The organism is Variovorax ureilyticus (assembly GCF_050632185.1).
Lineage (GTDB): Bacteria > Pseudomonadota > Gammaproteobacteria > Burkholderiales > Burkholderiaceae_C > Variovorax > Variovorax ureilyticus_A.
On record NZ_CP192579.1, the window covers coordinates 3,333,919 to 3,345,769 of the forward strand.

Genomic DNA, 11,851 nt, shown 5'->3' on the forward strand with positions numbered 1-11,851 from the left:
TGGATGGGAAGGGGTTGGGCGCCGGGGCGCCTCATTCATTTTCGAGCATCGACCGGATCAGGGGGATCGTGATCGCGCGCTGTGTCTGCAAGGCGTAACCATCGAGCTGCGTGAGCAGTTCCATGAGGCTCCCGAGGTCACGGCTGAATCGATGCAGCATGTAGTCGAGCACTTCGTCCGACAGCATCACGCCGCGGCTGTCGGCCGCCTGGCGCAGCACCGCGCGACGCTCGGTCTCGCTGAGAACCTGCAGGTGAAAGACATGGCCCCAGCCGAGCCGGGTACGCAGGTCCTCGCGCAGCGGCAGGTCGGCCGGAGGTACCGCGCCGGCCGCGACGACGCCCCGCTGCAGGCTCTGCGCATTGACGAACCAGTTGAAGGCCGCGTGCTGCTGGACCGCCGTGTAGAGATGGACGTCATCGAGCAGGATCGCGCCCCAGCGCTCGTCGAATTCGGGCGGGTCGGCGATCCCCGGGTGCAGCCAGCCGGCGCTCGCCCCCTGCTCCTTCAGCGCGGCCCGCACCCCTTCGAGCAGATGCGTCTTGCCGCTCCCGCTCTCGCCCCAGAGGTAGGTCGGCACCGGCGAATGGACCGTGGGCGCACGCCCGTCGCCGACCCACAGTGTCAGGTGCCGCAGCGCAGGCTCGTTCGGCCCGGCGAAGAAGCCCGCCAGCGTCGGACCGCTCGCGAGGCCAATGTCGAGCGCGAGCTGCTTCATGCCCGACCCGCCCGGGGCGGCTGAGGTGACGCGGATGACGCGAAATAAAGGTTCATAGGACAGTGCAGAACGCCGCGCGGCTGCCGGAAGGCGCTCGCCCCTTTCCGGGAGGGCATGGCGCAAGTTCACGGCACGACCCGCCCGGAGACAGTCGATGGGTCGGCGAGCGCCCTTAAAATCGTGTGGAATTCTATCGGCCCGACCGTCTTGGTTGCCGGCATCATTGTCCTCGTCCCTCCGCCCCCTTTTCCAGCCCCGGTCAGCCCATGAACTCCAATTCCACCACTCCGCTCAGCTACAAGGACGCGGGCGTCGACATCGATGCCGGCGATGCGCTGGTCGATCGCATCAAGCCGCTCGCCAGGAAGACGATGCGCGAAGGCGTGCTGGCCGGCATCGGCGGATTCGGCGCGCTCTTCGAGGTGCCCAAGCGCTACAAGGAACCCGTGCTGGTGTCCGGCACCGACGGCGTCGGCACCAAGCTCAAGCTCGCCTTCGAATGGAACGTGCACGACACCGTCGGCATCGACCTCGTCGCGATGAGCGTGAACGACGTGCTCGTCCAGGGCGCCGAGCCCCTGTTCTTCCTCGACTACTTCGCCTGCGGCAAGCTCGACGTCGAAATTGCCGCCGCAGTCGTCGGCGGCATTGCACGCGGCTGCGAACTGAGCGGCTGCGCCCTGATCGGTGGCGAAACCGCCGAGATGCCCGGCATGTACCCGGCCGGCGAATACGACCTTGCCGGCTTCGCGGTCGGCGCCGTCGAGAAATCGAAGATCCTGACCGGCCAGAACGTGAAACCGGGCGATGTGGTCCTCGGCCTCGCCTCCGCCGGCGTGCATTCGAACGGCTTCAGTCTCGTGCGCAAGGTGATCGACCGTGCGGGCGCCGCGCTTCCGGCCACGCTCGACGGCAAGCCCTTCCGCGAAGCCGTGATGGCCCCGACCCGCCTCTACGTGAAGCCCGTCCTCGCGGCGCTCGAGAAGCACCCGATCAAGGCGCTGGCGCACATCACCGGCGGCGGGCTGCTCGAGAACATCCCGCGCGTGCTGCCCGACGGCACCGCTGCCCATCTGCGCAAGGGCAGCTGGCCGCAGACCGAACTCTTTGCCTGGCTCCAGAAGGTGGCCGGCATCGACGACATCGAGATGAACCGCACCTTCAACAATGGCATCGGCATGGTGGTCGTGATCGACGCCGCCGAAGCGGCCGCCTGCGCGGAATCGCTGCGCGCCGCCGGAGAGACTGTGTATGAAATCGGCGCCATCGCCGAGCGCGGCACCGGCGCCGCCGTCGTCGTCGCCTGAGCCGCCCGCCCGCGTGAGCGAGCCCTTCGCCGCCGCGCCACGGTCCGTGGTCGCGGCCAGCTACCTGCTCATCGCCGGCGGCCTGATCCTGGTCATGTGGCAGGGGCTGCTGCCGGGCCTGCTCTGCGTCTGCATCGGTTTCCTCGGCACGCGGTGGATCGCCCGCATGCTGGATGCCACCTTCCGGGGTTCCGGCAAGCTCAGCGCCAACGACCCGGCCTGGACCATGACCCGGCCCATCGCGCGCGTGGCGGCGGCCACGGTGGTCATGCTCGCACCGATCGGCCTGCTGATGCTGGGCTTTGCGGAAGCGCGCGACTTCGTGCTCGATGCGCCCGAGCAATACAAGGAACTGCTCGACTTCGTGGCCCGCACCGTGCTGGAGCTGCGCCTCAAGCTGCCGTCCGACATCGCGGCCTACCTGCCGGAAGGCGCTGCCGAAGTGCAACGCACCGTCGCCACCTATCTGCGCGCCCAGGCGGGATCGCTGGCGCTGACCGGCCGGGCGTGGCTCGGCGGCCTGCTCTTCGCCTATGTCGGCCTGATCGTCGGCGCGCTCGCCGCGGTGGCCAACCAGGCGCCTTCGCGTCGGCCGCTGGCCCGGCAACTGCGTGAACGCATCCTTCTTTTCGGCGAGGCCTTCGGACAGATCGTCGCCGCCCAGTTCTGGATCGCAGCCTTCAACACCCTGCTGACCGCCATCTTCCTGCTGTTCCTGCTTCCGATGTGGAATATGGAACTGCCCTACACGCCGGCGCTGATCACGCTGACCTTCGTGGCCGGGCTCGTGCCGATCGTCGGCAACCTGGTCTGCAACACCGTCATGACGCTGGTGGGCCTGTCGGTCTCGCCGTTCGTCGCGTTGGCGTGCCTCGCGTTCCTGGTCCTGATCCACAAGGCCGAATACCTGATCAACGCCAAGGTGGTCGGCAGCCGCACACAGATGACCGTGTGGGAACTGCTCGCGGTCATGTTCGTGGCCGAGGCGGTGTACGGCCCGGCCGGGCTGGTGGCAGCGCCGCTCTTCTACGCCTACCTCAAGAAAGAGCTGAAGGCGGCCGAGCTGGTCTGAGGCGTTCGATGTCCTGAATTGATCGATTCAGGTCCTGGCGGGTGCGGACGAATGGGCTCCCGCCATCCGAGAATCAGGTGCATCATCCACCTGATTTCCGGAGTTTCCGCCCATGAAGACCTGTCTCATTGTGATCGACGTCCAGGAGTCGTTCCGCCATCGCCCGTTCTTCACCGATCGCGATCTCGCGCCGTACCTGTCGGCCCAGAATGCCCTGATCGCCGGTTTCGCCAAGGCCGGCGCACCGATCGTCCGGGTCTTCCACAGCGACGGTCCCAAGGCGGCGGAGAACCCGTTCGCCATCGAATCGGGCCACGTCCGCCCGCTCGAAGGTCTCGCGGACTTCCAGGCCGCGGCGACCTTCACGAAGAACCGCCACAGCGCGCTCGTCGGCACGGGGCTCGACGTCTGGCTCACACGCAATCACATCGACCGCATCGTCATCAGCGGCATCCGCACCGAGCAATGCTGCGAGACCACCGCGCGCCATGCGTCGGACCTGGGCTGGGAGGTGGACTACGTGACCGACGCCACCCTGACCTTCGACATGACCCAGCCCGACGGTGAGCGCCTTTCGGCAGCCGACATCAAGATGCGCACGGCGACGGTGCTGCAGGGCCGCTTCGCGACGCTCTGCTCCGTCGACGAGGCGCTCGCCCGGCGGGGCGAGAAGATCGCGGCATGAACGCGCCCCAGCGCCTGGACGACACGCCGATCCGCGTCGTCTTCGCGCTGCTGCCGCAGAGCCTCGTGCTCGACTGGGCGGGGCCGGCGGAGGCGCTTCGCATCGCGAACCAGTTGCTGATCGCCAGCGGCCGGCCCGCGCGATTCGAACTCGTGTTCGCAAGCCCCGAGCCGACCTCGGCCAGCTCGGTCGGCGTCACGCTCTCGGGGCTGAAGGCGCTGCCATCGGAGTGGGCGTCGCCATCGTGGGTCGTTCTGGTCGGCATGCCGGGCCGGCTCATTTCCGTGGACAACCCGCCCGCGCAGGCGCTGCTTCATTGGCTGCGCGGCCTGCGGCTCGAAGAGGGCCGACTCGAACTCATGACCATCTGCGCCGGCACACTGCTCGCGGCGCACGCCGGTCTTCTCGCAGGACGGCGGGCCACCACGCACCACCATCACCTCGATGAGTTGCGGGAGGTCGAAGCGCGGTGCGACGTGGTCTCCAATCGCGTTTTCGTGCTCGACCCGCCGCTCTTCAGCAGCGCCGGCGTGACGACCGGCATCGATCTGCTGCTGCACCGAATCGGCGAGACCTGCGGCGAATCGCTCGCCGCGCGCGTGGCGCAGACGATGGTGGTGGCGATGCGGCGCGGCCCGCAAGACCCCGAACTGTCGCCCTTCCTCGCCTATCGCAATCACCTGCATCCCGCGCTGCACAGAGTTCAGGACGCCGTCAGCGAAAAGCCGCAGGCCGATTGGACCGTGCCCCGGATGGCCGAGGTCGCGCACACATCGCCGCGCCACTTGACGCGACTCTTCGTCGAGCATGCGGGTGTCGCGCCGCTCGCCTACCTGCGGCGCCTTCGGCTTGCAACGGCGCAGGCCGCGCTGCAATCCGGCGTCAACGTCACGCGCGCGGCGGAAATCTCGGGCTTCGGGTCCGACACGCAACTGCGCCGGGCATGGCGGCAGTTCGGCCTGGCCGGCTCCCCCTCGACTGCCGTGCCCCTCGGATAGAGGCCCGCGCAGCGAGGCCCTTTCGTGAAACGCCGCGGAACCGGCTCCGCCGGCCCGCCGGCGTTGCCCCTGGAAGGGGTGCAGAGCCACACGAAGTGGGCGAGGCTGGGGTCGAACTAAAGATATCCGCAGAACCGCAGGATGTGACCATCCGGCTCGCGAATCACGAATTCGCGCAGGCCCCAGGGTTGGGAAGTCGGCGGCTCGATGACGTTGACGCCGCGCTTCACGTATGCGGCGTGCAGTCCATCCACATCGCGCCCGACATGGATCACGATCTCGCCGCGCCACGGTTGGGCGTCTCGCTGCCCGCATTGCCACAGTCGGATGTAGACCGGATCGCCATAAGTGCGATCGCCCTTCTTCACCCGGGCATAGCTCGGCGGCTCGCCGGCGATGAAGTCGATCTCGAAACCGAGCACGTCGCGGAAATAGCGCGCGGCCCGCGCAGCATCCGTCACCGGAAGCACCGGCTGGATGCCATGGAACTCGTGCAGCGTGCCGAGGTCGGTCGCCGGGGCTGCCGTGGCACCCCGATCCGGGCCGGCTCCCGGCGACGATCCCATCAGCTCTCCGCGCGGCGCAGAGCTGCGACGCGCTCCGCGATGGTGTCGATGTCCAGCGCTTCCTCGGCGTGCGCGAGATAGGTTTCAAGATCACGGACCGCGAGCGCGGAATTACCCTGCTCGGCATGCGCCAGGCCGCGATCGCGGTACTCGCCCCATGCCTCGGGAAGCAGCGCGACCAGTCGGTCCTGAACCGCGATCGCGCGCTGCCAGTCCTCCTGCGCGTGGTGGATCTCTTTCAGGTTGCGCAGCATGCGCCCGATGATTTCGCGCGGCGTGGCCGGCTGGAGATACAGGCCCAACGGCACGTCGAAGTCGCCCACGAGGCCGTTGCTGCGCTTGTAGGGTTCGAGCCGCTCGCTGAGCTCTTCGCGCGACAACGACTTGCCGGTGAAAGGATCGATGACCACCTGTCCCTTCGGCAGCGTGACCTTGAGCATGAAATGCCCCGGGAAACCCACACCGCGCGCCTGCAGGCCGAGACCATGCGCCAGCTCCATCCACAACACGGCAAGCGAGATCGGAATACCGCGGCGCGTGCGCAACACGGCGTTGAGGTAGCTGTTGTCCGGGTCGTAGTAGTCGTTGACGTTGCCGCCGAAGCTCAGGTCGTGGAAGAAGAACTGGTTGAGCGCCCGCAGGCGTTGCAGCGGCGCCGCATCGGCGGGCAGGCGGCGCTTGAGGCGCGCAAGCAACTGATCGACGTCTCCGAGCACCTGCTGGACATCGAGTTCAGGGTATTCGTCCTGCGCGATGCTCGCCGCTGCCTCGAGCAATGGGAACTGCTCATCGCTCTTGACGAGCGATTCGAAATACTCGAGCGCAGTGGGCGCATGAAAGCTGAACGTCATGTGGCTTTGTAGAGGAGCAAAGGGGGAGCGTCAAGGTTGCCGACACCGAGGTCGCGAGGCCGGCGATCAGCGGCGCACGAAACTGCGCAGCTTCACGCCGACCGCCGCCAGCACCGCGAAGTAGAGCGCCGCGGCGCCGGCGATCAGCGCCGCGAGCAGGCCGATGCGAAGGAGGCGCGCTTCGCGAAGGGCGATCCAGTCGAAATGCCGCGCGCCCCACAAGAGAAGCACCGCCAGGACCAGCGTGCCGATCGCCACCTGGAGCAGGAACTTGCCCCATCCCGGTTCGGGCCTGTAACTGCCGCGCCGGATCAGCCCGACCAGCAACCAGACGGCGTTGACCATCGCGCCGATCCCGATCGTGAGCGTGAGTGCCGCATGCTGCAGCAACGGCACCAGGAGGAAGTTGAGCGCCTGCGTGAGCACCAGAACGCCGACCGCGATCAGCATGGGCGTGCGCATGTCGTGCTTGGCGTAGTAGCCGGGCGCGAGAACCTTGATCGCCACGAGGCCGACGAGCCCCACGCCGTAGCCCATGAGCGCGGCGGTGGTGCGCCGCACGTCCGCCTCGCCGAACGCACCGTTGTGGAACAGCACCGCCACCAGCGGCTGCGAAAAGACCAGCAATGCCAGGGCGCAGGGCACGGACAGGAGGACCACGAGGCGCAAGCCCCAGTCCAGCATCGACGAATAGCGCGCGTCATCCTTCGCCGCGCGGGCGCTGGCCAGCTGCGGCATCAGCACCACGCCCAGTGCCACGCCCAGCAGCGCCGTCGGGAATTCCATGAGGCGGTCGGCGTTGGTGATCCAGGTCACGCTGCCGGTGGCGAGATGCGATGCGATCTGCGTGTTGATGAGCAGCGAAATCTGCGCCACGCTGACACCGATCAGCGCGGGAAGCATCAGGCCGACGATCTTGCGTGTCGTCGGGTCGGCCCAGGCCGCGCGGATCGCGGCGGCGCTCGCACCGATCCTCGGCAGCATCCCGAGCCCCCGCAAGGCGGGGATCTGGATCGCGAGCTGCAGCACGCCGCCGACCATCACGCCCACGCACTGGGCGTAGATCGGCTCGATCCCCAGGCGGCGAAACCAGGGTGCGCCCACCACGATCGAGAGGATCAGCGCCACGTTGAGCAGCACCGGCGAGGCGGCGGGCACCGCGAACTTGCGCCAGGTGTTGAGCACGCCGCCGGCCAGCGCCACGAGCGACATGAAGCCGATGTAGGGAAACATCCAGCGCGTCATGACGACGGCGGCCTCGAAGCCGCCCGGCTTCAGCCCGCTCGCCATGGCCCAGACCATGAGCGGCGCACCGATCACGCCAAGCACGCAAATCAACACCAGGGTCCAGGTCAGGAGCGTCGAGACGTGGTCGACCAGTTTCTTCGCGCCCTGGTTGCCCTCTTCTGTCTTCGTCGCCGCAAGCACCGGCACGAAGGCCTGGCTGAAAGCGCCTTCGCCGAACACACGGCGAAACAAATTCGGGATGCGAAATGCCACATAGAAGGCGTCGGTCATCGCGCTGACCCCGAACACGGAGGTCATGAGCACGTCGCGGACAAGCCCGGTGACCCGGGAAGCGAGCGTCAGCAACGAAACGGTGGAAGCGGATTTGAAAAGCGACACGGCCCGCGAGTGTATGGGTACTGGCCAGGACACCCGCGGAACCGGCTCCGCCGGGCCGCCGGGTGTGCCCCCGGACAGGGGGTGGCGAAGCGACACGAAGTGCGCGAAGCCTGGGGGCGATATAATGGTCGGCTTTGCTGCAACATCCACAGACACTCAAGGAACACTCACCGTGGCATCTACCAAGCCCAAGAAAAAGAACCCGCGCCTCGCGTCGGGCCGCAAGCGCGCCCGCCAGGACGTCAAGCTCAACGCTGCGAACACCTCGCTGCGCTCCAAATACCGCACCGCCGTGAAGAACGTCGAGAAGGCCGTCCTGGCCGGCGACAAGACCAAGGCGGCTGAAAACTTCGCGAAGGCCCAGAGCGTCCTCGACACCGTCGCCGACAAGGGCATCTTCCACAAGAACAAGGCTGCTCGCGACAAGAGCCGCCTCGCCGCCAAGGTCAAGACCCTGGCCCTGGCCGCCTGACACTTTCAGGCAAACAGCCCGGACCGGTTCGCTGGTCCGCCGTTTGATCCGGGTGCGCTGCAGCAAAGAAAAAACCGCCTTCGGGCGGTTTTTTCATGGGCGCTCCGTTGGCGGAACTCCGGGGACGCTCTCCCCCGATTACTTTTCCGTCACGACCGGCGGCTTGGCGGGCGCCTTGGCCGGGGCTTCCGGCGCGTCCGGAACCAGGCAGGCTTCCGCCACCTGCAGGTTGTTGTCCTTGGCGAAGTTGACGCAGAAATCCCAGGCCATCGGCTCCGCGTCGCGCAGTTGGCGGTTGACGACCACGCACTTGACGCCGTTGATGACCGTCGGGACGCACCACGGCGAATAGCTCAGGTGGCTCCCCGGCCGGGGTCCGCCCGGACGGAATGAGCACATCACGCCGGCCAGCCGCTCGGCCCAGTCGCTCGGGCGAAAGGTCCGGCCATCGTTGGTGATGCCCTGAATGAAGATTTCTTTGGCGTTGGGAGAGACCATCGGTCGGTTGGCGGGATGAATGCACGGGCTCGTGCTGCGCCGCACAACCGATTCTATCCGGGGGTCCCGCGCGCGACATGCGCAGGGGCATTGGTGTGATGCGCAATCCTCAATGAAGGCTTCAAAGCGGACGCCTAGAATCCGCCTTCCCTTTTCCGGAGATACGCATGAGCGCCACTGCCGCCCCCTCTTCGCCCCATGTCATGAACACTTACGGCCGCCTGCCGATCGCGCTGTCGCACGGCCAGGGCTGCCGAGTCTGGGACACCGAAGGCCGTGCGTACGTGGACGGCCTGGGCGGCATCGCCGTCAACACGCTCGGCCACAACCACCCGGAGCTGGTGCCGGCGCTGCAGGACCAGATTTCCAAGCTGATCCACAGCTCCAACTACTACCACGTCCCCGGCCAGGAGAAGCTCGCGGCCAAGCTGACCGAGCTCGCCGGCATGACCAACGTCTTCTTCTGCTCCACCGGACTGGAAGCCAACGAGGCGGCACTCAAGCTCGCGCGCAAGTTCGGCCACGACAAGGGCATCCAGCGGCCCGAGATCGTGGTCTACGAGGCCGCCTTCCACGGCCGCAGCATCGCCACGCTGTCGGCCACCGGCAACCCGAAGATCCAGAAGGGCTTCGAGCCGCTGGTCGAAGGCTTCATCCGGGTGCCGCTCAACGACTTCGACGCGCTCAAGAAGGCCACCGAAGGCAATCCGAACGTGGTCGCCGTGATGTTCGAGACCATCCAGGGCGAAGGCGGCATCCACCCGATGCGCTGGGAATACCTGCGCCAGGTGCGCCAGCTCTGCGACGAGCGCGACTGGCTCATGATGATCGACGAGGTGCAGTGCGGCATGGGTCGCACCGGCAAGTGGTTTGCGCACCAGTGGGCCGGCATCACGCCGGACGTGATGCCGCTGGCCAAGGGCCTCGGTTCGGGCGTGCCGGTCGGCGCGGTGGTGGCGGGCCCGCGCGCTGCCAACATCTTCGGGCCGGGCAACCACGGCACGACCTTCGGCGGCAACCCGCTCGCCATGCGCGCCGGCATCGAGACGATCCGGATCATGGAAGAGCAGAAGCTGCTCGAAAACGCCGCGAACGTCGGTGCCCACCTGAAGGCCGCGCTGGAGCGCGAACTCGGCGGCGTCGCCGGCGTGAAGGAAGTCCGCGGCCAAGGGCTGATGCTCGGCATCGAGCTCGACCGGCCGTGCGGCGTGATCCTCAACCGCGCCTGCGAAGCCGGCCTGTTGCTGAGCGTGACCGCCGACAGCGTGATCCGACTCGTGCCACCATTGATCCTGAGCATCGCCGAAGCGGATGAAATCGTGGCGATCCTCGCCCCGATCGTGAAAGCCTTCCTCGCGGAACCTCAGCCATGAGCCAGACGCCTGCCATCAAGCATTACCTGCAGTTTTCGGATCTCACCGCGGACGACTATGCGTACCTGCTCACGCGCGCCGCACTGATCAAGAAAAGGTTCAAGGCCTACGAAAAGCACCAGCCGCTGGTCGACCGGACGCTGGCGATGATCTTCGAGAAGGCCTCGACCCGTACGCGGGTGAGCTTCGAGGCGGGCATGTACCAGCTCGGGGGCAGCGTGGTGCACCTCACCACCGGCGACAGCCAGCTCGGACGTGCCGAGCCGATCGAGGACAGCGCCAAGGTCATCAGCCGCATGGTGGACCTCGTGATGATCCGGACCTTCGAGCAGACCAAGATCGAAGCCTTCGCCGCGCACTCGCGCGTGCCGGTGATCAACGGGCTGACCAACGAGTTCCACCCTTGCCAGATCCTCGCGGACATCTTCACCTACATCGAGCACCGCGGCTCGATCGCCGGCAAGACGGTCGCGTGGGTCGGCGACGGCAACAACATGGCCAACACCTGGCTGCAGGCGAGCGAAATCCTGGGCTTCACGGTGCATGTCAGTACGCCGAGCGGCTACGAGGTCGACCAGTCGATCGCCGGCATCCGCTCCAGCGACAGCTACAAGGTGTTCAAGGACCCGATGGAAGCCTGCCGCGGCGCCGACCTGGTCACCACCGACGTGTGGACCAGCATGGGCTACGAGGCCGAGAACGAGACCCGCCGCACCGCCTTCGCCGAGTGGTGCGTCGACACCGACATGATGCGCGTGGCGCAACCGGACGCCCTCTTCATGCACTGCCTGCCCGCGCACCGCGGCGAGGAAGTCGAGGCCGAGGTCATCGACGGGCCGCAATCGGTGGTCTGGGACGAGGCCGAGAACCGGATGCACGTGCAGAAGGCGCTCATGGAGTACCTCCTGCTGGGCCGGCTGGCCTGAGCCGGCATCATTGGAAAGTACCGACACCGCGGTCCCGTTCGTCGCGCTAACTTCGCGCCATGAACGCAAGACTCTGGGACATCTCTCCCCCGGTGCATGAAGGTGCACCGGTGTTCCCCGGCGACTCGCCGTACCGGCAGCGCTGGGTCACGACCATCGCCCCGGACTGCCCCGTCAACGTCAGCGAGATCGCGCTGTCGCCGCACATCGGGGCGCATGCCGATGCGCCGATTCACTACGATCCCGACGGCGCGACCATCGGCAGGGTCGATCTCTCGCCGTACCTCGGTCCTTGCCGTGTGATTCATGCGATCGCCTGCGGCCCGCTGATCGAATGGGCGCACATCGCGCACGCGATCGATGCACTGCCTCCACGCGTCCTGGTTCGCACCTACGAACGCGCACCCATCGATCGGTGGGATGCCGAGCTTGCGGCCTTCGCGCCCGCCACGATCGAACGCCTCGGCGGCCCTCGGCGTGAGCCTGATCGGCATCGACACCGCCAGCATCGATCCGGCCGACAGCAAGACGCTCGACAGCCACCAGACCATCCGCAGACTCGGGTTGCGGGTGCTCGAGAACCTCGTGCTCGACGACGTACCCGAAGGTGACTACGAGCTCATCGCGCTGCCGCTGAAGCTTGTGGACGCGGATGCGTCGCCGGTGCGCGCAGTGCTGCGCGAACTGGCGCGACCGGGATCGGGGGCGTAAGCTATTCGCGCAGATACCCACCATCGAAGGCAGGAAACGGAGATGACC

The 11,851-nt window shown here is 67.1% G+C and carries 12 protein-coding genes and 1 pseudogene; 8 read left to right on the forward strand and 5 right to left on the reverse strand.

Going from position 1 to position 11,851, the window contains the following annotated elements:
* Positions 1-31: 31 nt before the first annotated feature.
* Positions 32-718 (reverse strand): DnaA regulatory inactivator Hda, encoded by a 687-nt coding sequence (gene hda / locus ACQ858_RS16420; protein WP_431273725.1) that lies wholly within the window; start codon positions 716-718, stop codon positions 32-34.
* 266 nt (positions 719-984) lie between these two features.
* Here hda and purM point away from each other — a divergent pair, with 266 nt between their 5' ends.
* The 4 genes from purM to ACQ858_RS16440 all read left to right on the forward strand — a co-directional run bounded on the left by purM (position 985) and on the right by ACQ858_RS16440 (position 4,780).
* On the forward strand, positions 985-2,025 hold the full coding sequence (purM, locus tag ACQ858_RS16425; RefSeq protein WP_431273726.1) for a phosphoribosylformylglycinamidine cyclo-ligase: 1,041 nt from the start codon (positions 985-987) through the stop codon (positions 2,023-2,025).
* A complete protein-coding gene (locus ACQ858_RS16430) occupies positions 1,970-3,097 on the forward strand; it encodes an AI-2E family transporter (protein ID WP_431273727.1) in 1,128 nt (375 codons plus the stop codon). The genes purM and ACQ858_RS16430 overlap by 56 nt, the downstream gene beginning before the upstream one ends.
* A gap of 112 nt (positions 3,098-3,209) precedes the next feature.
* Positions 3,210-3,782, forward strand: coding sequence for an isochorismatase family protein (locus ACQ858_RS16435; protein WP_431273728.1), 573 nt, complete (start codon positions 3,210-3,212; stop codon positions 3,780-3,782).
* Complete coding sequence (locus ACQ858_RS16440; protein WP_431273729.1) at positions 3,779-4,780, forward strand: GlxA family transcriptional regulator; 1,002 nt, start codon at positions 3,779-3,781, stop codon at positions 4,778-4,780. The genes ACQ858_RS16435 and ACQ858_RS16440 overlap by 4 nt, the downstream gene beginning before the upstream one ends.
* A 116-nt stretch (positions 4,781-4,896) precedes the next feature.
* Here ACQ858_RS16440 and ACQ858_RS16445 read toward each other — a convergent pair whose 3' ends face one another.
* From ACQ858_RS16445 to murJ, 3 genes are all read right to left on the reverse strand, one after another.
* Positions 4,897-5,346: a bleomycin resistance protein gene (locus ACQ858_RS16445; protein ID WP_431273730.1), complete on the reverse strand. Its 450-nt coding sequence runs from the start codon at positions 5,344-5,346 to the stop codon at positions 4,897-4,899.
* Positions 5,346-6,197, reverse strand: coding sequence for a SirB1 family protein (locus ACQ858_RS16450; RefSeq protein WP_431273731.1), 852 nt, complete (start codon positions 6,195-6,197; stop codon positions 5,346-5,348). Before ACQ858_RS16450 ends, ACQ858_RS16445 begins: the two co-directional genes overlap by 1 nt.
* A 66-nt stretch (positions 6,198-6,263) precedes the next feature.
* On the reverse strand, positions 6,264-7,823 hold the full coding sequence (gene murJ, locus ACQ858_RS16455; RefSeq protein WP_431273732.1) for a murein biosynthesis integral membrane protein MurJ: 1,560 nt from the start codon (positions 7,821-7,823) through the stop codon (positions 6,264-6,266).
* A gap of 172 nt (positions 7,824-7,995) precedes the next feature.
* On the opposite strand from murJ, the gene rpsT reads away from it, so the two are divergent.
* Entirely contained in the window at positions 7,996-8,295 is a 300-nt protein-coding gene (gene rpsT, locus ACQ858_RS16460) for a 30S ribosomal protein S20 (RefSeq protein ID WP_093160785.1), read from the forward strand.
* Positions 8,296-8,433: 138 nt separating this feature from the next.
* Here the strand turns inward: rpsT and ACQ858_RS16465 are convergent, their stop codons facing one another.
* Positions 8,434-8,793 carry a DUF3579 domain-containing protein gene (locus ACQ858_RS16465; protein WP_431273733.1) on the reverse strand — a complete coding sequence of 120 codons (360 nt, stop codon included), beginning with the start codon at positions 8,791-8,793 and terminating at the stop codon, positions 8,434-8,436.
* 167 nt (positions 8,794-8,960) lie between these two features.
* Here ACQ858_RS16465 and ACQ858_RS16470 point away from each other — a divergent pair, with 167 nt between their 5' ends.
* The 3 genes and pseudogenes from ACQ858_RS16470 (at position 8,961) to kynB (ending at position 11,803) form a co-directional block, all read left to right on the forward strand.
* A complete protein-coding gene (locus ACQ858_RS16470) occupies positions 8,961-10,166 on the forward strand; it encodes an aspartate aminotransferase family protein (protein WP_431273734.1) in 1,206 nt (401 codons plus the stop codon).
* Positions 10,163-11,092, forward strand: a complete 930-nt coding sequence (gene argF / locus ACQ858_RS16475; protein WP_431273735.1) for an ornithine carbamoyltransferase — start codon at positions 10,163-10,165, stop codon at positions 11,090-11,092. Before ACQ858_RS16470 ends, argF begins: the two co-directional genes overlap by 4 nt.
* Positions 11,093-11,151: 59 nt before the next feature.
* A pseudogene (gene kynB, locus ACQ858_RS16480) lies at positions 11,152-11,803 on the forward strand (arylformamidase).
* Positions 11,804-11,851 lie beyond the last annotated feature (48 nt).